Annotated in this window: 18 protein-coding genes; 3 read left to right on the top strand and 15 right to left on the bottom strand. The window is 58.2% G+C overall.

Going from position 1 to position 21491, the window contains the following annotated elements; all coding sequences use genetic code 11:
• Positions 1-27: 27 nt before the first annotated feature.
• From RCH91_RS16990 to RCH91_RS16975, 4 genes are all read right to left on the bottom strand, one after another.
• Positions 28-2073, bottom strand: a complete 2046-nt coding sequence (locus tag RCH91_RS16990) for an ATP-binding protein (RefSeq protein ID WP_306536196.1) — start codon at positions 2071-2073, stop codon at positions 28-30.
• 306 nt (positions 2074-2379) lie between these two features.
• Positions 2380-3033: a DUF6448 family protein gene (locus RCH91_RS16985; RefSeq protein ID WP_306536195.1), complete on the bottom strand. Its 654-nt coding sequence runs from the start codon at positions 3031-3033 to the stop codon at positions 2380-2382.
• Positions 3034-3150: 117 nt separating this feature from the next.
• Positions 3151-3597, bottom strand: a complete 447-nt coding sequence (locus RCH91_RS16980) for a PAS domain S-box protein (RefSeq protein WP_306536194.1) — start codon at positions 3595-3597, stop codon at positions 3151-3153.
• Between the two features lie 89 nt (positions 3598-3686).
• Positions 3687-4694 carry a 4Fe-4S binding protein gene (locus RCH91_RS16975; RefSeq protein ID WP_306536193.1) on the bottom strand — a complete coding sequence of 336 codons (1008 nt, stop codon included), beginning with the start codon at positions 4692-4694 and terminating at the stop codon, positions 3687-3689.
• A gap of 202 nt (positions 4695-4896) precedes the next feature.
• Here RCH91_RS16975 and nrfH point away from each other — a divergent pair, with 202 nt between their 5' ends.
• The 3 genes from nrfH to RCH91_RS16960 all read left to right on the top strand — a co-directional run bounded on the left by nrfH (position 4897) and on the right by RCH91_RS16960 (position 7784).
• Positions 4897-5361, top strand: coding sequence for a cytochrome c nitrite reductase small subunit (nrfH, locus tag RCH91_RS16970; protein WP_306536192.1), 465 nt, complete (start codon positions 4897-4899; stop codon positions 5359-5361).
• Positions 5362-5372: 11 nt separating this feature from the next.
• The gene (locus RCH91_RS16965) at positions 5373-6839 is read left to right on the top strand and encodes an ammonia-forming cytochrome c nitrite reductase subunit c552 (protein ID WP_306536191.1); all 1467 of its coding nucleotides are present in this window, start codon (positions 5373-5375) and stop codon (positions 6837-6839) included.
• Positions 6840-7088: 249 nt separating this feature from the next.
• The gene (locus RCH91_RS16960) at positions 7089-7784 is read left to right on the top strand and encodes a hypothetical protein (RefSeq protein ID WP_306536190.1); all 696 of its coding nucleotides are present in this window, start codon (positions 7089-7091) and stop codon (positions 7782-7784) included.
• Positions 7785-9083: 1299 nt separating this feature from the next.
• Here the strand turns inward: RCH91_RS16960 and RCH91_RS16955 are convergent.
• From RCH91_RS16955 to RCH91_RS16905, 11 genes are all read right to left on the bottom strand, one after another.
• Entirely contained in the window at positions 9084-11528 is a 2445-nt protein-coding gene (locus RCH91_RS16955) for a DEAD/DEAH box helicase (protein WP_306536189.1), read from the bottom strand.
• Positions 11525-13342 carry a site-specific DNA-methyltransferase gene (locus tag RCH91_RS16950; protein WP_306536188.1) on the bottom strand — a complete coding sequence of 606 codons (1818 nt, stop codon included), beginning with the start codon at positions 13340-13342 and terminating at the stop codon, positions 11525-11527. The genes RCH91_RS16955 and RCH91_RS16950 overlap by 4 nt, the downstream gene beginning before the upstream one ends.
• A 209-nt stretch (positions 13343-13551) precedes the next feature.
• A complete protein-coding gene (locus RCH91_RS16945) occupies positions 13552-14733 on the bottom strand; it encodes a PAAR domain-containing protein (RefSeq protein ID WP_306536187.1) in 1182 nt (393 codons plus the stop codon).
• Positions 14734-14765: 32 nt separating this feature from the next.
• Positions 14766-15332 carry a hypothetical protein gene (locus RCH91_RS16940; RefSeq protein ID WP_306536186.1) on the bottom strand — a complete coding sequence of 189 codons (567 nt, stop codon included), beginning with the start codon at positions 15330-15332 and terminating at the stop codon, positions 14766-14768.
• 60 nt (positions 15333-15392) lie between these two features.
• Positions 15393-15722 (bottom strand): hypothetical protein, encoded by a 330-nt coding sequence (locus tag RCH91_RS16935; RefSeq protein ID WP_306536185.1) that lies wholly within the window; start codon positions 15720-15722, stop codon positions 15393-15395.
• 298 nt (positions 15723-16020) lie between these two features.
• Entirely contained in the window at positions 16021-16659 is a 639-nt protein-coding gene (locus RCH91_RS16930; RefSeq protein WP_306536184.1) for a hypothetical protein, read from the bottom strand.
• A gap of 45 nt (positions 16660-16704) precedes the next feature.
• Positions 16705-17973, bottom strand: a complete 1269-nt coding sequence (locus RCH91_RS16925; protein ID WP_306536183.1) for a hypothetical protein — start codon at positions 17971-17973, stop codon at positions 16705-16707.
• Positions 17966-18346, bottom strand: coding sequence for a hypothetical protein (locus RCH91_RS16920; protein ID WP_306536182.1), 381 nt, complete (start codon positions 18344-18346; stop codon positions 17966-17968). The genes RCH91_RS16925 and RCH91_RS16920 overlap by 8 nt, the downstream gene beginning before the upstream one ends.
• Before the next feature lie 8 nt (positions 18347-18354).
• Positions 18355-18939: a DUF4123 domain-containing protein gene (locus tag RCH91_RS16915; RefSeq protein WP_306536181.1), complete on the bottom strand. Its 585-nt coding sequence runs from the start codon at positions 18937-18939 to the stop codon at positions 18355-18357.
• Positions 18940-18988: 49 nt separating this feature from the next.
• Complete coding sequence (gene tssI, locus RCH91_RS16910) at positions 18989-20788, bottom strand: type VI secretion system tip protein TssI/VgrG (RefSeq protein WP_306536180.1); 1800 nt, start codon at positions 20786-20788, stop codon at positions 18989-18991.
• 38 nt (positions 20789-20826) lie between these two features.
• On the bottom strand, positions 20827-21324 hold the full coding sequence (locus RCH91_RS16905; protein WP_306536179.1) for a hypothetical protein: 498 nt from the start codon (positions 21322-21324) through the stop codon (positions 20827-20829).
• Between the last annotated feature and the right edge of the window lie 167 nt (positions 21325-21491).

The raw sequence follows: 21491 nt of genomic DNA, 5'->3' as shown, positions 1-21491 counted from the left end.
AATTGTAAAGGCGAGTGGGGCGAATAGTCAAAGGGGTTTTACCTCCCGGCGCCATCGTCCCGGGGAAAAAAAGAAGACGGCGCCCCGGTCCACCTCGGCATCGGCCCAGACCTCCCCACCGTGGCGGTTCACGATCCGCTGCACCGTGGCGAGGCCGATGCCGGTCCCCTCGAATTCGTCGCCCCGGTGGAGCCGCTGGAAGGGGCGAAAGAGCTTGTCGACATACTGCATGTCGAAGCCGGTGCCGTTGTCGCGGACAAAACACGCCCGCGCGCCGTCTGCCTCCACCGTACCGAACTCGATGACCCCCCGGGGCCGCTTCCCCGTGTATTTCCAGGCATTGCCCACCAGGTTCTCCAGGGCGATCCGCAAAAGCTGCGGGTCTCCCCAAACGGTGACGTCGGCGGCAATGACAAACTCCACCGCGCGGCCAGGTTCCCGCTGCCGCAGTTCCTCCGCCACCTCCCCCACAAGGGTGCTCAGATCCACCTCCTCACATACCAGCTCGCTGCGGGTCACCCGGTAGAGGTCGAGCAGATCGTCGATCAGCTCCCCCATCCGCACCGCCGCCGCCCCGATTCGGGAGAAGTAGGCAGGGGCGGGGGGGACGAGGCTCTCGGCACACTCTTCCCGGATGATGGTGCAGTAACCGTTGATGGCCCGAAGCGGGGAGCGCAGGTCATGGGCGACCGTATAGCAGAACGCCTCCAGCTCGCGGTTGGCAGCCCCCAGGGCAGCGGCTTGGCGCTTTTCCTTGGCCAGGTGCTCGGCATTGTGGATGCTGATGCCGATAACCGGCGCGACCCCCATGAGGAGACTTAGGTCGCTCTGCAGAAGGGGCCTGCCGGCGCGGTTGGTGTCGACCGCCAGCACACCGAGCGATTCCCCCTCGCAGACGATGGGGCAACTGATAAAGGAACGGATGTCCAGCAACCGGGCCAACTCCCGATGGCGAGAGGGAATGAGGTTACCGATCTCGTCGATGTCGTTCACCAGAAACGGCTTCTGGTCGAGGAACGAGGCAGCGATCAAGCCCGGTGTCCCGGAGCCGCCAAGGGGAATGGAAGTCTCGTTTATCACCCGCCGTCCTTCCTCGCCGAATCCATAGCTGGTCCGCACCCGGAGGGCGGACCGGCCGGCGTCGGCCATCAGGATCACCCCCCGGTCGTAGTCGAGCCGTTTCTCCAGGAGCTCGGTCACCCTGGCCAGGATCTGGTCGATGTCGCTCCTGCTGCTGACGACCTGCCCGATTTCGTTCACCAGGAGGGCGTTGTCGTAGTTGGCCTGGCTCTGGACGAGCTGCTTTTCGGTCGAATCCCGCAGGCTGTCGAGGGCTGCACCAAGCTCCTTCTTCTCGGCATGCTCGGCGGCAACGACGAGGAGCAGGACCAGGGGAATGATGATTGCCGCGGCGACGGAGAAGATCCCGGGACGGAGGGCGAGGATGGCGAGGGCGAGCGCCGTCCCTCCGAGGAGTCCCCAGCGGCGCGCCAGCCGCCAGAGGTCGGCACGCCCCTTGCGCCAGGAGATCTCGTAGCGGCAGACCTCCCCGCCCAGGAAGATGCATTCGGGGTGCGTGATCTCCGGGAGGCAATGGGTGAAAAGGGAGACGAATGCCTCAAGGAACCCCATGCGGTTGGCGCACTGATACGGCCGCTCGCTAACTCCATCCCGGAACCTGACCACGACCTCGACCCGGGTATCCGAGATCTTTCGCGATTCGAACACCGACGACCGGGTGAAGTGGGCCGCGGCCCGGTTAACGAGGGCAAAGCCCCGCGCCGGGCCGGCCAGCCCGAGGAGATACTGCCGCACCGTGCCTAGCGCCTCGGGCGAAGCCGCGTAGCAGCCGGCTTCCCGGGCGATGGTGCGGTTGCCGGTCATCTGGACGAGCCGCGCATAGAAGCGGTCCGCGTGCTCCTGGCTGAACCAGTGGCCTGGGTCCATGACCTGATGGAGGGACATTCCGGCGCAACGGAGCAGCTCGTCGATCTGCACGTGGGGATACCGTTTCCTGAGGAGCTTCAGATAGGTATCAAAAATCCTGCTATTGTAAAGGGGGGGGCTCTCCATCGATGACGCGGGCCTCGGGAAAACACCAGCCGGTGGCAAAAGGAACGACAGTGGTGTCACGGTCCAGATTACCTTGATCCGGGGTGACCGGGCAAGCGCTATTTCCCCAAGGGTGTTGGCTCCCCCCAACAGGAGACCCTACCACCAGTGCTCAGGGGAGTATCGGTGGAGAACGGGTTTCCTTTCCCCTCCCCGGCCCTTTCATCGTGCCGGGCTGTTGAATAATCCGGTGATTCACCTGCTCTCTCTTCCTTTCATCCAATTCACGGTCGCGCGCCAGGAAAAAACCTACCATCCACTCCCGCCTTAGTGGCCATGCTCTTTGTGGGCATCGCCGTGGCCAGGGTGGTCCTTCGGGGCCTCCGGCTGGCCGTGGTGGGCGCCATGCCCTTCAGCATCCTGGTGGAGGCGCTCCACGTAGTGGGTGTAGTCAACATAGGCCGCCACGTACTCGCGGCCGGCCGCCACGCTCTCATCCTTGTGTTTCTTCGCCTCGGCGACACGCTCGTAACGCTTCTGGATGCCGTCGGCAACCGCGTCGGTGACGAGCTTCACGAGATCAACGGAGGAACCCGATTCCAGGGCCTTGTCGGCCGCCGCAACGGCGGGTTCCACGGAACCGGCGGGCTTGAGGCCGGTGAATGGTGCCCCCTCCCCCGCCCGGTGGATCTTCACGAGATTCGTAAAGAAGCGATGCTCGGCCGCTTCCTTAACTTTGGGACCTTTCTTCGCCGCCGCTACGGCCTCTTTGAAGGAGGCGCGGACCTTCGCCTCCTCCTTTTCCCTGACCCACTTCAGGACCGGCGTCACGTCATTCTTGTCCAGGGCACTGCGGGCGTCCTGGATGACCGGGCCATCGAGGGTGTCGCAGTGCGCCCGGGCAGTTCCAGCGGAGAGCTGCAGCCCCGAGGCAAGCACGGTCAAAAAAAGGGCGGGGGCGATGAGGGCGTTCTTGTTCATGGTAAATCCTCCTTCACGTCATGTGATAGGGCGAGCCGTCTCACTCCGACCTGCGAGTCAGGGCGACCGCCGCGATGAGCCCCCACAGAGGGCATGTCCTGCGATGAAATACTCCACCTACCCGCCCCTCTCCGACTCACGCCGCTCCAGCTCCGCCAGCCGCTCCTTCATGGCCTTCTCCTTCTGCCACCGCTCGGTGACGTCACGGACAATGGCACCGCTGCCGGCCATGGCACCGTTGTCATCGCGGACCAGCGCCATGGAGAACTCGGTGGAGATGCGGCCGCCGCCCCCCTGCAAAGCCGGGGCACTGAGGAGCTTGGTGCCGTAGTTGGTCTCCCCCGTCTCCATGACCCGGCGGTACCCTTCCCAGTGCCGGGCCCGCAGATTCTCGGGGATGATGAGGTCCAGGGATTGCCCCACCGCCTCGCCGGCGGGGAAGCCGAACATCCGCTCGGCCCCGGGGCTCCAGATCCGGATGATCCCTTCCCGGTCGGCGAAGATGACAGCGTCGGAGACGCCGTCGGCGATGAGTCGGTAGAGTTGGTTCGTAGTCTCTGTCATGGGAACACCTCCTGTTTAGGTCACCTTACCTGAGAAAACGGTACCCGGTCCTTGACCTGGGTCAAGCCCTGCGGTTTTATTGCCACCTTTTAATGGTTGAGGTACGGCACCATCGGGATGAGCTGGCGGTAGTCGTCGTAGGTGAGAGAGCTGTGCCAGTAACCGGTAGCCATGCCGGCGCCGATTCCGGCGGCGAAGAGGAGCACCACCAGGGCCGGGAAGGTCCAGGCGGGAAGCGGTCGTTTCCAGAAGGAGGGCGCCATCCGGAGCACCTCCAGCTCGGGGCAGCTGGCCACGCAGGTGAGGCAGCCGGTGCACTCGGCGGAGCGGATTTTCTCCTTTCCGTGAACAGGGAGTCCGGACGGGCAGGCCCGGCTGCAGCTGCGGCAGCCGGTGCAGCCGGCCGTATCGCGCCGGACCTTGAAGGGGCTCAGAAAGCTTGCCACTCCCAGGAGCGCGCCGTAGGGGCAGAGGTAGCGGCACCAGACGTTCTTATAGAGAAGCGACAGCCCCGTGAGGAGAGCGAGGACCACCACCGTCGTGGCCGACATTTTGGTGAAGAAATGGAGCATCTTCACGTCGCTCACCGCCCAGTAGGGGGCATCGAGAAAGGCCGCCACGGCCAGGGCCGGCATGTCCACGAGGATGATCTTCACGAAGAAGAGAAGGAGCAGGTACTTCACCCCCCGCAGCGCCCCGTCGAGCCACGGCCAGACGCGGAAGGTGCGGCCGAAGAGGCGCCGCCCCAGCTTCCAGGCCGCCTCCGACAGGGTCCCCACCGGGCAGAGCCAGGAGCAGAAAGACTTCTTCGCCACAAGGCTCATGCCGACGATCGTGAGGAAGATGACCAGGGCCGCCGGGTGGACCGGGTTGATGGTCCCCGTGGCGAGCCAGAGCTTCGTGCTGGCCAGGGCGCCGATGGGAAGGAACCCCTCCACCCCCGGCGGCCGGGAGACCAGGGGGGTGATGCCCGACGTCTCGAAGTGGCGGACAAAAGTGTCGAAGCGGATGCCGATGAAGACGACCCAGGCGAAAAAAACCCACTGGACAATGGCGCGCCAGAGGGGGATGCGTGAATTGGAATTATGGTGGGTCATGAATGGTGCCTTGTGTGGAGAGTGTCCGGGAACCTTTATCAATTACCGGCTTGTTTTCCCATAAGAGTACTAACTATTCCGCTGGTCACTTTGACATAAGTCAAAAGGAAGGATTTCATCGTTGCCACGAGAAAATGAAGAGATATACTTGTTAGCAGTTTATCATTACTGCACACACATCACGCACAAGGAGGTGAATGTCATGGGATCGACCAGGACCGGAAACCGGGTCATCTACCTGGTGACCGGCGCGCTGATCGTGCTGGCTGTTGCCCTTTTCGTCCTCTTCGGCCCGCCGAAGCTGCTGGCCAAGTCGAGCACCCCCGACTTCTGCGTGGGGTGCCACACCATGGAGAGCCAGTACGAATCATGGATCCACACCGGGGCCCACCGGCGGATCAAGTGCGTTGACTGTCACCTCCCCAATGAAAACCCTGCGATGCATTACATCTGGAAATCCATCGACGGCACAAAGGACGCCTTCTTCTTCTATTCGGGGCACGTGCCGGAGATCATCAGGCTCTCGGACCACGGAGAGAAGGTGCTCCAGAAAAACTGCGTCCGCTGCCACGACACCACCGTGACCCACATCGACAACGAACGCCCATGCTGGAAATGCCACCGCCGCATCGCCCACACGCGGAGCGGGGCCATGGAAACCCTTTAGGAGGCTCAACGATGAGACGACTTAACCCTGTAGCATCCATGATCGCACTGTCCGCCGCGGCAATCCTGTTTGCCCTGGGGGGGTGTGCTCCCGAGAAAGCCCAGCCAGTAAAGACGGTCCAGATCCCCGACGGCGAAATCGATCCGGAAATCTGGGGCAAGGCCTATCCCACGGAATATGAAATGTGGAAGAAGACCGAAGAGCCGTCTCCGGCCGGCAAGAGCAAGTACAAGCGGGGTTTCGACGCCGACAAGATCACCTACGACAAGCTTTCCGAATTCCCCTACATGGCGCTTCTCTTTAACGGCTGGGGATTCGGCGTCGCCTACAACGAGCCCCGGGGCCACGCCAACATGGTGCGGGACCAGCTGGAGATCGACGCAACCCGCATCAAGGCAGGCGGCGTCTGCCTCACATGCAAGACCCCCTACGCACCCAAGCTTGAGAAGGAGATGGCGGCCGACTATTACAAGAAGCCCTTCAAGGATGTCCTTGCCCAGATCCCCGAAAAGCATCGGACCCTCGGGGTAGCCTGCATCGACTGCCATGACAACAAGGACATGACCCTCAAGATCTCCCGCGGCTTCACCCTCACGGAGGCACTGAAGAAGATGGGGGTCGACCAGACGAAACTGACCCGCCAGCAGATGCGGAGCCTCGTCTGCGCCCAGTGTCACGTCACCTACAACATCCCCAAGGATGCCGAAATGAAGTCGGTGGGGGTCTATTTCCCCTGGCAGGGGAGCACGATGGGGAACATCTCCGTCGAAAACATCATCAAGCAGATTCGGAGCGACGCCAGCGTGGGCGAGTGGAAGCAGAATGTCACCGGCTTCAAGCTGGGCTTCATCCGTCACCCCGAGTACGAACTCTTCTCCAATAACAGCGTCCACTGGAAGGCCGGGGCCTCCTGCACCGACTGCCACATGCCCTACACCCGGGTCGGGGCCTTCAAGGTATCGGACCACCGGGTCATGAGCCCCCTCAAGAGCGACATGAAGGCCTGTACCCAGTGCCACTCGGAAAAACCCGAATGGCTCCGGGACCAGGTCTTCGCCATCCAGGACCGGACCGTCTCCCTCATGCTCCGCTCCGGCTACGCAACCGCCACCGTGGCCAAGCTCTTCGAGAAGGTCCATGCGGTCCAGGCCGAAGGGAAACAGATCGACAAGGCCCTCTATGACAAGGCCAGGGACTACTACGAGGAGGCCTTCTACCGCTGCACCTTCATAGGCGCCGAGAACTCCGTCGGCTTCCACAACCCCACGGAGGCCATGCGGGTACTGGGGGACGCCACCGCCTTCGCCACCAAGGCCGAGGCCCTGCTCCGTCAGGCCCTGGCCAAGGCCGGTGTCGACGTACCCCTTACCGTCAACCTGGAACTGAACAAGTATCTGGAGAACCGGGGCGAGCATAAGCTGAACTTCGACCCGAAAGTGGAGATCAAGGACCCCTACGGCGTGCAGGTGCGGTTCTGATCCACCGGTTAAGCCGCTCAAGCACAACACAAGGCCGCCCGGATGTTCCGGGCGGCCTTTGTGTTGCCGACGACCGCGAGCGCAGGGACTGCTGGAGCGAATCGGAGAAGAATCCTGCTGGGTTTACCGTGCGTCGCTTACTGCACTGGCCGAGAAGAAGATGTTTTTGATTTGAGTCAATGACCTTCAGCCCCTGTCGAATAAGATTCCAGGTATAACGATGCCAAACCCATAAAAATAGGAAAATGTATGCGTCATGTGACATGCAGACACTATCTCCTCAGCCTGGCCCTTCTGTTGCTTTCCCCTCTGTCGCTCATGGCTATGCCGGCCATCACCTGCCACTGCTTCACCGACCGTGCGTATGATCCCTCGCGCCCCACGGGGGCCGATCCCTATTTTCTGGCAACAACACAAAACTCCTTCTTTGCCCACGTATTTAATGTCGAGAAAAAGACCATTGTCATGAAGAAGCAAAAGGGGACCTCTTCAGAGGACCTTTGGGTCGCCTACTGGGTCGCTTCGAAATCAAATGTGTCACCGGAGACCCTGCTTCAGACCAGGCAGTCAAAGGAGACGTGGAAGGACGTCATCGCCCCCTTGGGAATTGCCCCGAAATCCCTGGGGGCCAAATTCTCCAGTGCCCTGAATACAACGTTCTCTAGCACCCGCCTTGCTGACGCGGTGGTCGACGATCTTCTCGTTCGCAACCAACTGCTTGGCGATGGGGACGTGGCGGCGCTGCGAAAGGCGGGGGCCACGAACCAGGAGTTGATTATCGCCTCCCTCATCGCCCGCAAGACACGGCAGCCGGCCACACGACTCCATCGTGAGGTCAAAAGTGGAGCCAAGAGTTGGGGGGCGCTGCTCCAGGAAGCGAAGATGGATGCGACCGACATGCCAAGGGAGATTTCGGGCATTTTTAAGCTTGCCGCAATCCCATAGGCGGGTTGACGCCGCGTGGGCCCCATTGACAGAGCAGCAGCGTTGGATAAACTTGACGTGCTCAATTCGGCATCAACGCCTGCACCATCGTATCCTGCCTGTGCAGTCACTGCCGAGAACGGGGGCCGATGTGACTTTCCATCGGTAGGCACTGCCCGCGACCCTGCTTATCGCAGATGGAGGACAACATGCGGAAAATTCGCTACGGAGTCGTTGTGCTGTGGATGCTGTTGTGCTGCTCGGCGACGTCTGTCTCAGCCCAGGTGAGCATCGGCATCGGGTTGCCCCACGTGAGCATCGGGATCAACCTGCCGTTGTACCCGGAACTCGTTCCGGTGCCGGGTTACCCGGTCTATTACGCTCCGCGGGTGGCTGCCAACTATTTCTTCTACGACGGTTTGTACTGGGTTTACCTCGACGACGACTGGTACGCGAGTTACTGGTACAACGGCCCCTGGTGGATTGTGGAGCCGCAGGTCGTGCCGGTGTACATCCTGCGCGTCCCCGTCCGCTACTACCGGCATCCCCCCGTGTACTTCCGCGGATGGCGGGCGGATGCGCCCCCCCGCTGGGGTAAGCACTGGGGCCATGAATGGGAGCAGCATCGAAGGGGATGGGACAAGTGGAAGCGCAGCTCCGCTCCGGCGCGCGCCCCGCTGCCTGTGTACCAGCGGCAGTACTCGGGAGATCGGTACCCCCGGGTGGAGCAGCAGCAGACGATACGCCGTCAGCATTATCGTTACCAGCCGCGCGACAAGGCGGTCCGCCAGCACTTTCAGCAGCCGGGAGCAGTGCAGAGAGCACCTGCACCTGCTCAGCGGGGAAGACAGGAAGAGCCTCGGGTGAAAGGCCCTAGGCAGCAGGGAGAACACAGAACACCCGCGCCTGTCCAGCGGGGAAGGCAGGAAGAGCCTCGGGTGAAAGGCCCAGGGCAGCAGGCTGTCCCACACTCGCAGCCACCGCACCAGCCCTCTCCACAGCAGCGAGGACCGGCAGTGCAGGAACAGAGGGTGCAGCCAAGGGTTGTCAGGCAGGCGCCAAGGCCGCAAGGACAGGAACAAGGGTTGCAACATAGAGGGAAGCCGCAGGAACCCGGTCGGGGCCAAGGGCACAACAGAGAGGGGAAAGAGGAGGAACGAGGCCAGGGACGCAGCAATTAACCAATTTGGCCGCCACCGCCACCGTCATCGCCGGCAACCTGGAGAAAATCAGGCGGAACTGGTAGGTTGCGCGTTCGGCGGATAGGGTAAAAGCAAAGGCCGTCCGGATGTTCCGGGCGGCTTTTGTGATTTCTTCGGGCTAATACTCCGTCATCGCCTCGATCCGGAAGACCGCGTCCGGTTCGTTCCGGCCGCTCTTGTCGTTGAACCGCAGCGTCATCCAGCGCCCCGAGCCTTCCTTCATCACCATGAGCGGCTGACGGTAGAGCTTGTGGGAGGCCACCGCCTTGTCGGGGTTCTTCAGGCTGTTGATCAGGTGCTCCCCCTTCACCTCCACCAGCAGGATGCCGCCCCCCCTGGTTCGCCCTTTCACCTTCACCACAAAGTCGGGGTAATAGTGGCTCCCGTCCGGCATGACCAGCCCCACGGACCAGGGCTTGCGGGGCTCGTTGCGGTGCCACCACGCCACCGTCCCCCCCAGGTCGGCGTCCAGCAGCCGGGCAAAGGCGGTTTCGTCGTTGTTCATGTCCGGCGGAAACGCCCCGTAGTCGCCGAGGAGGGCCGTGGCGCAGCCGGCGGGCCAATCGACAGTTTCCGGCAACGGCGCGGTGTCCGCCAGCTCCGCGTTGTCGGCGCAGCAACCCCGCACCGTGTCGCGGAGCAGGTTCGGGTAGGCCACGAGGATCAGGTGCACCGCCCGGCGCAGCTTTTCCGGCGAGTCCAGAAATTCGAGGAAGATCCCCCGCTCCCTGATCTCGGCTTTCAGCTTGTTGATCAGGGCCTTCTGGAGGTCTCGGGGGTCAAGGTAATCGGGCTCGAACAGGAGCCGCTGGGCCCGGCGGGCGATTTCGGCATCGGAGAGGGTGGCCTGGAACTCGCCGTAGCTGATGTCGTGGGTGAAGATCTCTTCTTCCTTCCGCTTGACGTTCACCGCCTGCCGGAATGCCTCGGTAAACACCCGGTCGTCGATCCGGAGCCGCTTCTCCACGCACTGCAACAGCCCCGCCGTGTTCAGGTTCAGCTGTTCCTTCTTGAAGACCCGCTGCATCCCCTCCTTCAGGCGATACTGCTGGGTGCCGGGGGGAAACGGCGCGGAGTAGGCGGCTTCGGGATATTTGACGGATTCAGGCTGTGCCGAGAAAGGAAAGATGAAGCCCGCCAGGAGATCCTGGGTTGACACGGCCGGCGTTGGCTCCCCGGCGGCAGGGGCGTCCTTAAGGGGCGGCGCCTGAGGCGGGGTCCACGGCTTGGGGATCAGGGTCGGCTGGCCGTTCTGCACCACCTGCACCGAGGCGGCCTCCCCCACCTTGACCAGCATGGTGAAGGGGCTCACCGTGGCCAGTTCGGTGCGCAGGGTGTTGATCCGGTCGGCGGCCCCCACCAGGCCGGCCTGCTTCTCCGCGTCGGCCAGAAAGACGTAGCCGTACCGGAGCAGCTCCGGCAGCTCCCGCCCCTGGAGCCGCCAGTCCACCCGCAGGATGCGCCCCACGATCTGGGTGCCGAAATCCTTGTCCTGGGCCCCCCGCATGGAGACGAGGGTGAAGGCCCGGGGGGCGTCGAAGCCCAGGGCCACGGCCATCTTGAAGATCAGCACCTCCTTCGCCTCGTCCCGGGCCACGGCCATCAGGTCATCATCGGGCTCGTCGGCGGTGTAGACGGCAATGGCCTCCTCCGGGATGCTGAGGGACATGAGATCCTTCCGGGCCTTGTCCACGCTTTTGTCGGTGGATGCCACCTGCACCAGCATGAGCGGCACCAGATCGATCCCGTCCGCGGCCAGTTGAGCCTTGACGGCGTTGTGGACCCGGACCCCGTCGGCCAGGGCCGCCTGGCCGAAGTCGATCAGCTCCCGGTGCTGGTCCCCGGCCAGATAGGCCACCGACTTGATCCCCCCCTTGATGAGCCGGGCCTCCACGGCATCCAGGCGGCTCACCGTGACCCGGTGCATGACCGCGATGCCGGAGGCCTTGCGGAAGCTCTCCGCGTCCTGGTCGTCGGGGGTGGCGGTGATCATCAGGGTGAAATCGGGCTGCACCACCTCGCGGTAATACCTGACCGATTCCGTCCCGGCGGTGAAGGTATGGTGGGCCTCGTCCACCAGCACGCCGATCTTGAAGCCCCGCTGCCTGAGCTGCCCCAGCAGGTGATCCAGGGAGACCGACAGATCCCCGTCCCGCCGCAGCCGCTTGGCGTCCTTCTTCCCGGCCACCGCGGCCCAGGTGGTGACGAACACGTCGCCGCTCCGGGTACTGTGGGCCACCCGGTCGCAGCCGATGTCCCGCACCCGCAGTCCCTGGAAATGATTCCTGATGGAGATGCGCGCCTGCTCCACCAGCCCCGCGAAGGGGGTGAACCAGAGCCAGACGATGGCGGTCTCCTTCGAGAACTCCTCCGCCACCAGACCGGCGATCAGGGTCTTTCCCGCGCCGGTGGGGGCTTGGATCAGCACGCAGCCGTTGTGGGCGCTGGCCGCGCGGCGGCTGTCCGGGTCCGGCGCCCCGTCGATCTGGGCACAGGCATAGCGGAAGATTTCCAGCACGTTCTCCTTGGCGGCGGACTGGTAGCCTTTCGGTTTGACAATCATGCCACCCCTCCGAACCGGTTGACCAGAAACTGGGGAATCTGCTCCACGGTGATCCCCTGGGACGCCAGCCGCTCCCGCAGGAGGCCCGGCTGCCAGGTGTAGACCGTCAGGTGCGCCGTCTCCGCCGCAAGGGCGGCGATCCGATCGGCGGTGTCGTTGCTGATGGCGGTCGCATACACCAAGCCGCCGTCCGGGCTGATGGCTTCCTGAAGCGCCATGCCGTGCGTGAACGGCATGAAGCTCTGCCGGTGGATCAGCTGCAGCGCCGTCCAGACCTGGGAGTGGTCGATCTCCGTCAGCACATCCTCCTGGGGCATCCGCTGCACCCGCAGATAGGCGAAATCCCCCCCGGTCCCCTCCCGGCCGCCGTAGCCGGCCATGACCCGCCGGATCCGCTCGGCGCAGACGTCGCGGCAGATGTTTTTGTCCGGGTCGTCCGCCGTCGCCTCGGTGGCGGAGACCATGATGAAGCGCCGCTCCCCCCCGTCCTCCCGGTTCAGCTCCAGCACCGCCTGGGCCGTGGTGCCGGAACCGGCGAAGAAGTCCATGACCAGGTCGTTGGCGCCGGTGGATTGGCGCACCAGCTCCTTGATGAGTGAGGGGGGCTTGGCATAGTTGAAGGATTTGGTGCCGAAGATGGCGGAAACAGCCTTTGCCCCCTCCTGGTTGGTGCCGGAGACAAAGCTGTTTTCCGCCTCGTATCTCTTCTGTTCCGCCGAGGGGACGACCCAACTGCTGAGGGGCTGGTTGAGGTTTCGCAGATCGGCCTTGTACCGCTTGAAGGCGGGCCGGCCAAAGCCAACCTTCTTCCCGATCCAGAAATCGAGGTCGGGCAGGTCAGGCCTGAGCATCAGAACCTTGCCTGTTTTCGGAACTTCACCATTTTCGATGGCGGCAAGCAGCTCTTCCCGGCTGTTCCAGACCACCACCCGCTGCTCTTGCGGAAAGAGAATCTGACCGAGTTCAATGAATTCTTCCATTGTTTTGGCTTGCAAACGCTGGCCAGGCTTCACACGTTCTTTCGTCGCGTATCTCCAAACCCCAATAGGGCTTGCAGGATAATAAATATCTGTCTTTGGGTCTTTTAGCGGATAATAAAGGTTTGGACGTTCTTGATATGAAAATCCGAGAGTTAAATCACCTGTTCTCCAATCGCCTCTCGGATCGTTGTCCGGGTTGGAATACATCTCATAACTTTTGCCGTATCCAACAAACTGAAAGCCAACATTCCCATATACCAGGACATGTTCGTGGTCCACGCTCAGAAAGCAGCCTTGATCCGCGTTCGACCCCTGCCGAGTCCGCCAGACAAAGGAGCCGAGCCGCATCCCCGGCAGCGCCTGATCCAGCAGCAGCTCCAGCTTGGCCCGGTTCTCGTCGTTGATGGAGACCAGCAGCACACCATCCTCGGCCAGGAGATCCCGGGCCAGGAGCAGGCGGCGGTAGAGGTATTCCAGCCACTTGCTGTGCTTCCAGGCGTCGTCCTTGTCCACGAAGCGGTCGTTGTAGATGAAATCCTTGTTGCCGGTGTTGTAGGGGGGATCGATGTAGATGCATTTGACCCGGCCCGCATGGGTCATGCGCAGGTAGCGGAGGGCGTCGAAGTTGTCCCCCTCGATGAGCAGGTTGTGCCACGGCCCGTCGCCGCGAGAGAATTCCGGCAGCAGGTCGAGGGCCACGAAATCCTGATTCAGGGAGCGGTCGTGATCGATCTCGTCCCGCTCCCACACCAGCCCCAGCCGCGGCTTGCGGTCGCGCTCCTCGATGATCTTGATCAGCTCTTCCTTGCTGTAGCGGTCGTACTTGGAGGTCACAACGACAATTCTCCTTCGGTTCCGAATGGTGCCTCCCCCTGCCGGAAGGGAAAGGCCCGGAGGGGAACCGCCGCAGACGCTGCCGATACCCCCCTCCGAGACCATGAACCGTAGCAGATTGGTGTTGGTTTTTCCAGATGATTGGCACACGGAGGGGGAAAACCGGAGAGAGCCGCTTCTGGCAATATTGTCATAGGGACAATGCCGGCCTAAATCCCGCCCTTCACCAGAAGATCTCCATATTGGGTGGCATTGAGCCTGCCGCACTTCTCAAGGGCGCCGGCAGAGTTCTGCACCACTGCCAGGCGGGATTGCGGGTTCACGTGGAATACGGCAGGGCTGCCCTGGAATGTCCCCCCGATTGAGGTGGTGGCGGGTTCGTTGATGAACGTGGAAATACGAGCACCAAACTGTTCAATCCCCTTTGGCCCCATCGGCTCGACGATGCCGAAGTCCACCGCATGCTTGTAGTTCTTCACCAACTGGTCCACGGGGAGATCGATTTTCTTCGCAAGCTCCCCTACCTTTGAGGAAACTGCTTCGGCAGCTTCGTCCATCGCCTTCTGCTTGAGGGATTCAACAACACCCTTGCCGGAGATGCCGGCTCCCCCGCCGGCAAACCCTCCAACCCCGATCTTTGCCAAATCGCCCATGGCACCTTTGCTCCCCATCCCCTGGGGAAGTTCCAGATTGCCGGCAATGCCGCTGACCCGAAGTTTTGACGGATCAATCCCCATCCCCGAGCTGGCAACGCCGGATACCCTCCCGGCAAAGCCCCCGATGCCGGTTGAGGATGGCATCGTGCCCCGTGTGAGCGGGGATGAGGGGTTACCCCATCCCCCCGGTGTCGGCCCGCCGTGGGGGAGGGCCGCTTCGATAGGCTGGAGTGAAGAGGCGTCGTCCGGCAGGTCGGCGTCAGCCATCTCGGCAGGCTCCGCAGACGCTTCGGCGGGAGGTGACTCTGCGTCGCTCGGCTTCTCCGGAACCTCATCAGCCGAGGTCATTTCGGGGGCAGGTTTCCCCTGCCAGGGAGCAGGAGGGAGCAGCTCCACAAACATCGCCCCCTCCTGGGCCGCCCGCTTCATGCAGCGCCCCTGGGGCGGCGGGCCAATCAGGACCGTGGCGCAGCCGGTCACGATGACGCCGCCGTGGACCGTTTGATCACCGAGCCTGGCGGCGGGCCTGCCGCCGATAATCACCGACGGCTCCCCTTTCGCGATGACGTCAACAGGCCCGTCGCACTGGGCCTTGTCCCCCACCCGCGCGGCCGGTTGGCCCCCGATGATGACCGAACCACAGCCCTCCAGGATGGGGCCTCCCTTGTGGGGCTTCTTCCCTTCCTTCCGGGGGCAGGTGTGCATGTCGCCGATACGTGCTGCCGGTTGTCCCATGGTATCATGTTCCTTAGTTTAGACGCATTTGCCTACTCACAAGCATTCGGTTCAGGCTTGTTTATCGGTTGCGCCTCAATATTGCCTCTTTCACTAACGAGGAGCATCGTATGTGGCTCGCCCTCTTTCCATCCAACAAAATTATCACTGGTAGCCCATCGTGTTCCTCGAAAACCTTCCCACATTCCAACACAAACGTCGATAAAATCAACAGTTTGCTTTTCACTGTCTGAATTCAAATTGTCTATTTTCCAAACAACCAAATAGCGTCCATCAGGAGACCATTGAACATCCCTACTGTCAGCAAGAAATGCCTCTGCATTACTTGTCTCGTAGAGGGGCTGAATATCGAGCTCCTTTAGTCCTCTTCCCTCAACTTGATAGACAGTAATTTTCCCCCAGTAATTAATGTTTCTATCCCTGCCATTCAATGGCTCAGAAAACAAACCTACTCGTTTTCCATTAGGGCTCTTTATTTGTTTTGAAGCACTATTCTTTGTCAAAATTTTGCCTTGTGCTGATGCTGCTATGGGTATGCAGGAAATGCAAGTGATGATAAACCAAAGAGACAGCAGTTTGCATCTTGGAACTGTCTTCATAATATCTAATTCTCTATTAACTCAATTCTTTAATCTGAATAAAAAAACAACCGCTCTACGCTATTCGCACTGCTTTGGGTCTGGATTGTTGTTAGGGCAGTTTTCACTGTAATCTTTAAATTTAGGCGCTTTACCCATTGCCAACGCGGTATGGGGTTCACCTTCCTTCCAGCCGACAAAATTGGTGTAATCAACTATTTCTTTATCACTTTTGAATCCCACCACTTCACCAGTACAAACATCAAAAAAGTTGAGCCAATATCTTTCTGACCGTGAAGGAATTGGTCCAAGTTTGTAAACGGCTAGATATCTTCCATCTGGTGACCAACTCTCATCTGGATCATAATAATAATAGTCAAATGCAACATCAAATCTACTAACATCAACCACGTTAATCAATCCCTTGCTTATATGGTGAAATTCGAGGCGAGTTGAATACTTCGTTCTGGGTCGATACCACTCTTGACCGATCCGGCAAATACGACAAAGTGTTTGCCATCGGGGCTTCTCTCAATGTCTTCTTCCGTGATTACTTCCTTGAAGGTTAATTGTGAGGAACTTTTATTGGCCAAAGCTTTCTTTTGTGCAGATGCGACAATGGGCAAGCATGAAACAAACCCAACACACAAACTGACAAACAGACTTATACGGAGGGGGTTAGCCTTAACATTCATGCTAAAGTAGCTCTTCAATCACAGGGAGGTAGTTCGCCAGTTAAGTCTGGATAAGCATCAAGATAATCTTGTCCACGTCCAAGAATAATCATTGTATGAGGTTCGCCATCTTTCCAGCCCGAAAATCTATCGCTTGTCGCTAAGAATTTACGATCCTTACTTTTAAACATGAGATACTCACCAAGGCATACATCCAAATATTTTTTTTCTTCTTTAACTGGTTGAGGTTCAATTTTTTGGTAGTGAAACATGACAAAAAACCTTCCATCTGGCGACCATCTTATATCTTTTTCATCCAGTGGTTCAAACGCTATTGAATCAGACTGATCACTTATTGTAGCGTCTTCTATCACATTAATATTATCACTGTTTTTATCCAGTAGCTCAACCTTTCTCCAATATGCCATGTCATTATCTTCGTATCCAGGAGTTGGCTTGGAAAAGATAACTATATGTTGCTTATCAGGGCTTTCCAGTTCGAGTTTTTTCATTTGTTTCTTCTCCTTAACCTGCTTCTTTTCCTTAAACCTATGCCTAGAACTTTTTTTCGGTTCTAGATCATTGCCTTTTACAGGTCCTGCAACTGGTAAACAGGTGATACAAACAATAGTCAAACTGGCTAGAAGCTTTTTAGTTAGATGGTTTGTCTCCACTGTCTCCTCCTATTAAATCAATTTCTTGCTATATAACAATGTGAATCAGAAATCCTCCGGCAGTAGCATGGAACCAATGATGCCACTTAATTCGTTGTTGCCCATAATAGCGGCATTTCTTTTGTCTGGTTTCGTAACAAGAGTTTTTCCGTTTTTGTATATCTTCATTCTTCTTTCTTGAAATATCTCCAGTATTTCATACTCATACGACTGTTTTTTCTCCGAAGGCCAAAGAGAAGGATCCTGACTAGCATCTGGATGCCGCTTGTAGAATTTGTCAAGCACTTGACCAAAAGCTTTATTTGCTCCACTCTCGCCCGCATTAACCGACGTGTCCAGCACCATTGCACGTCCTTTTTCAGACGTAAGGTACTTTTTAGTTGGATGGCTATATCCTTCCGGTTTCTTATTGAGGGCACGTAATAGCCGAGCATTGAAATCCATAACTTGTTTTTCTTGAAAGGCCGGATCGCGACCTGCATCCCGAAGTACTTCCATGGCCTTCTTAATATTATTGGGCACAGGTTCTTCTTTTCTATTTAGCCAAGCTTTCAACTCTTCACCACTGAGCGGCTTCATTGATCTGTCAGATGGATCTTTATACTGGAGGGTTGTATCTTTAACTGTTGTTCCTTTCTTCGTTTTTATTTCACGCTCTACAATGCTCCAGCCTTTACTTTCAAACAATTCATGATATTTTTTAGGACTTTCTTCCTTAAATTCTTCTAGTTGATTTTTGAATTCACCTCCACCACCTATTTTAAGTGTTTTTTGCATAGCACCTACAGTTGCTACTTCACTGTCATAAGTCTGTACTGTATCAAAAAAACCTTCGCTGCCTGACACTGCACACATAACTTTTTTCTCGTGAACAGTTTTCAGTGGCCTTCCCTTCGAATCTTTAGCGTTAAACAAGTCATTCCACCTGGAATAATTCCTCAAAGAGTTGATTTCGCTTCCCTTAATAACATACCCGCCACCATTCGGATTACCCAATTTGTAGTATCTCCACTGAGGCTCATCCCTCTCCCCACATTTCTTACACGGCTGCTTCGGCGACTGCTTCTTCCCCTGTGGGGCTTGACCCTTCTTCGCCGCATCCTTTGTCTTCTTCTTGTCCCCTTCCTTACGCGCCTGCTGTTCCGCTTTGACGTTCTCGGCAGCCTTTTCCGCATTTTTGCGAACAGTATCGCCGGCCTTGCTCATCCTGGCTTCGGCCTCACTGCCTTTGGCGGACAATATCTTCGCAAGCTGCGCTCCGCGACGGGAAAGAATCTTCTGCAGCTTATCCCCAAATGACACAAAACTACTCATACTCCATTTCCTCCGGCCTGATTGGCCCGCCGAACAGAAGGGTGTCGACCTGCTCGACCTTGTCGTCTTCATGCAGATAGTCATTGCCGAGGATGTCGAGTATCGGCTTCCAGTCAGGGTCGGTATAAAGCTCTTCCTGGATCAGCAGTCGATAGACGAGGAACCGGCCGATGGTGTATTCGGTGGTCAGGTCGAACCCTTCGGCCTCTTCGAGGATGACGCTGACAAGGCCGCGAATCTGCTCATCACTCTTTTCCCAGGCAACTTCCGGGAAGGTGGTGTGGATGTATTCGACGAGCGTGTCAATGTAACGCTCTTCCCGCTGCTGCGAAAACATCTCCATCTGTTCCGGCCGTATCTGAAACACTGCCATTCCCTTTCCTATCCGAGTTTCCAACTACGCTGCAAAAGTTGAGGGGGCTCTATTGCCCCTTCCTGACTTGTGGTCGACGTGATGCCATAGGAGAGAAGCTCCTCGCCGGTGCCGGACTCCAGGAAATAGGTTTCTACCGGGCCAAAGAACCGCTCCAGCTCTTCGCCTGTGCAGGTGGGGAGAAACGCCCGCAACACCCGGGGGTCATAGAAACGGAAGAGCACCTGTCTGCCGTCGGGGAGTTTGACGGAAAGAAACCGCCTGAGGTGCCTCCTGAGGGTTTTCAGCTCCGCTTCGGTCGCCAGGAATATCCCCCAACTCTCTCCCCAGCCCCGATCGAGCAGCGCCCGGAGAAAGGGGGAGTCGAAAGGCACGGCAACCAGATAGGGGGCATAATCGGACATGGTTGCGGCAAAGGCGCCCCCGTAGAGGCACTCGAACGTGCAGCCGCTTCCGGAAAGCAGGGGCAGGATCTCGTTGTTACGGGCGGTGTCAAGGAGCGCAAAGAGCGGTTTGCCCTGCCTGCATAGGACTTCAAGCGCTTTCTGTTTGATGGAATCGGTTACAGGATCGTGGGTGTCAGCAATAGTCATGAAAGGGTCCGGGGTTCTCTGTTTCCGTATGTATCGCTCCAACTGCCTGTCAGGTATTGATTTTGACGAGCGTTCCGTTGATCTTGATGCCGCCCGGGTCGATGACGATGGTGCTCCCCCCGCAGACCAGGGTGATCTTGGAATCAGCCAAGAGGGTGATCTCTTTGGCACTCTTGGTCATGGTGCCGGTGACGCTGGTCTGACTGTTGCCGCCGACGGTGGCATTTGTGTTTCCCTTGACCGACGTGGTGCTATTGCCGCCATAGCTCTGGGTCCGGTCATTGTTGACCTGGATGGCCAAATCCTTCTGCCCGTGAACGTAAATCTGCTCGCTCCCCGCCTTGTCCTCGAAACGCAGCTCGTTGAATCCGGCGGCCTTGTAGCTCTTGGTCCTGAACCCGCTGACCGTCTTGCTCGCGGCAGGATTGTAGAGGGTCGGGTTGTTGCCGTTATAGACGCTGCCGACAACGATGGGGCGGTCGGGGTCTCCCTCGATGAAGTCCACCAGCACCTCGTCTCCCACGCGGGGGGTGAAGACCGCCCCCCAGCCTCCGCCGGCCCATGCCTGGGCAGCGCGGATCCAGCAGGAGCTCTTGTCATCCCCCTGCCCCTGGCGGTCCCAATGAAATTGAACCTTGATGCGGCCCAACTCGTCCACGTGGATCTCTTCACCCTTCGGTCCGACGACGATGGCGGTCTGAACACCGGTGACGAAGGGTTTGGGGGTGTTCTGGGCAGGGCGGAAGGTTACGGTGTAGGGAATGACCGTGAACTGGTTGTGGTATGAGGCGGTGCCGCCGGCACCTTCTTCGAGGGACTGGGGCTGGGTACCTGAGTGTTCGAGGCTCACAAGCAGGTATTCCTGGTTGAAATCCGCACAGTCATGATCCGCCAGGAAAAAGGTATAGCCGGGAATCAGCCGCGGGGAAGAACTGGCCCCGTGGCCCCGCTGGGCCTGGGCCGCAAACTCCTCCTGGCGCACCCTGGCAAAATCCCCTCCACGCTTGGGATCAACATAATTGCCCGAGTAGTCGTAGATCTCGTAGTGCTGGTTCGTTTGCGCCTTTTTCTCAACCGTGAGATTGAGGGCGGGATTTTTGAAGCTGAAATTACGCGCGGTGTACGCCCCAGGCTGCAGCCGGTGGGAAACGGTGAACGCATGGACGCTCTCCTGATCCGCCACCATGCTTCCCCCCTGGCGGAAGCAGATTTCCGGCTCACCCTCGATGGGGACGTGGACCACCCGGCTGTCGCTGAGCACGACCACATGCTTGTCCTCATAGTGCTCGAAGAAGTAGAAAATCCCCTCTTCCTCCATGAGGCGCGAGATGAAGTTGAAATCGGTCTCCCGGTACTGGACGCAGAAGCCGCGCATGCGGTTCCTGTTGGTCAGGGCGAAGCGGACCCTCTCTCCGGTGATTCCCACCTTTTCAAGAACCTCCTTGATGATGTCCTGGGCGTTCTTGTCCTGAAAAATGCGGCAGTTGGTCTTGAGGGAGAGGGTCCAGAGGGTCGGCACGAGGTGCACATCATAGAGGTAGTAGGAACCGGACATCCCGGAGTATTCGAACTTGCGGACCATGCCGTGAAAATACCGGCTCGTGTCGATGTCCGCGTCGAGGTCGAGGGTGATGCCGCCGCTGGTGTCGTTAACGATGGTCAGGAGGGCTTCCTTGCCGACCACGGCGCCAATGTCGGGGATGTCGAACTCGCTCGCGACGGACATACTCACCGAAAAGGGAGCAGAAATGGCTTCGCTGACGGTGAAACTCACCAGTGACAGGTCAAAATCAAGCCCTGTTATTTCAAAGAGGAATCGCGCATCAGATGCGGAATCGAATAATGCCATCCTGGCCTCCCAAGAAAAACTTCAATGCAATTGTCTAATCATCTCACAACATGATAACTGTCAAAACTACCTGTATTAGCATCAAGCTCGTAAAACCATTCAGTAGTTAAATATCCTCCAGTATCTTTATCTTTTCTACCAACTCCTACTATCATTCCAAAACGATTGCCTTCAATTTTAGTGCAAAGGAATTCGTATTCATCTCCATCGTAATAATAAGGGTTTTTCCGATAAGGGTTTATCAATGTAAATCTTGTAGTACCATCAGCATTAACTATTACAGCATTATTATGACCAAATTTATGACTAGGCTGAAGTAATACTACTCCTGTCCGATCTGGCAATATTCCGGGTGATAGAAAATCTGCACCGAGTTCTATTTTTATTTCATTGTGATTACAATACCAACTTACTGCAACAACATCAGATATAATTGGGAATTTATCCATACGCTCTTCTAACGAAATATTTTCCGGTATTACATATCCATTTTTTGTATGTTTAACGAAATCAATGATCTTATTGCACTTTGACATAGATTACCTCGGTGGCAACGACTTTATGGTATTACTCCGGCAAATAAACAGAGCAATTAAGATGCATAGGCAGCACAGGGGTGCTCGAAGAACTTTTTCACTTTGGTTCGGTTGTTCTGTAAATGCCGCATATGCTTTCTGGCCTTTGACTCAAGTTGCTTGGCATT

This window comes from Geobacter sp., assembly GCF_030834625.1.
In the GTDB taxonomy this organism is placed as follows: domain Bacteria; phylum Desulfobacterota; class Desulfuromonadia; order Geobacterales; family Geobacteraceae; genus Geobacter.
The sequence above is the reverse complement of the archived record's forward strand: the minus strand, read 5'-3'. Positions and strand labels throughout refer to the sequence as shown.

Bases quoted from the DNA above. Each gene is read 5' to 3' on its own strand.
- RCH91_RS16990 (WP_306536196.1), bottom strand. From the start codon at position 2,073: ATGGAGAGCCCCCCCCTTTACAATAGCAGGATTTTTGATACCTATCTG.
- RCH91_RS16985 (WP_306536195.1), bottom strand. From the start codon at position 3,033: ATGAACAAGAACGCCCTCATCGCCCCCGCCCTTTTTTTGACCGTGCTT.
- RCH91_RS16980 (WP_306536194.1), bottom strand. From the start codon at position 3,597: ATGACAGAGACTACGAACCAACTCTACCGACTCATCGCCGACGGCGTC.
- RCH91_RS16975 (WP_306536193.1), bottom strand. From the start codon at position 4,694: ATGACCCACCATAATTCCAATTCACGCATCCCCCTCTGGCGCGCCATT.
- nrfH (WP_306536192.1), top strand. From the start codon at position 4,897: ATGGGATCGACCAGGACCGGAAACCGGGTCATCTACCTGGTGACCGGC.
- RCH91_RS16965 (WP_306536191.1), top strand. From the start codon at position 5,373: ATGAGACGACTTAACCCTGTAGCATCCATGATCGCACTGTCCGCCGCG.
- RCH91_RS16960 (WP_306536190.1), top strand. From the start codon at position 7,089: ATGCGTCATGTGACATGCAGACACTATCTCCTCAGCCTGGCCCTTCTG.
- RCH91_RS16955 (WP_306536189.1), bottom strand. From the start codon at position 11,528: ATGATTGTCAAACCGAAAGGCTACCAGTCCGCCGCCAAGGAGAACGTG.
- RCH91_RS16945 (WP_306536187.1), bottom strand. From the start codon at position 14,733: ATGGGACAACCGGCAGCACGTATCGGCGACATGCACACCTGCCCCCGG.
- RCH91_RS16940 (WP_306536186.1), bottom strand. From the start codon at position 15,332: ATGAAGACAGTTCCAAGATGCAAACTGCTGTCTCTTTGGTTTATCATC.
- RCH91_RS16925 (WP_306536183.1), bottom strand. From the start codon at position 17,973: ATGAGTAGTTTTGTGTCATTTGGGGATAAGCTGCAGAAGATTCTTTCC.
- RCH91_RS16920 (WP_306536182.1), bottom strand. From the start codon at position 18,346: ATGGCAGTGTTTCAGATACGGCCGGAACAGATGGAGATGTTTTCGCAG.
- RCH91_RS16915 (WP_306536181.1), bottom strand. From the start codon at position 18,939: ATGACTATTGCTGACACCCACGATCCTGTAACCGATTCCATCAAACAG.
- tssI (WP_306536180.1), bottom strand. From the start codon at position 20,788: ATGGCATTATTCGATTCCGCATCTGATGCGCGATTCCTCTTTGAAATA.
- RCH91_RS16905 (WP_306536179.1), bottom strand. From the start codon at position 21,324: ATGTCAAAGTGCAATAAGATCATTGATTTCGTTAAACATACAAAAAAT.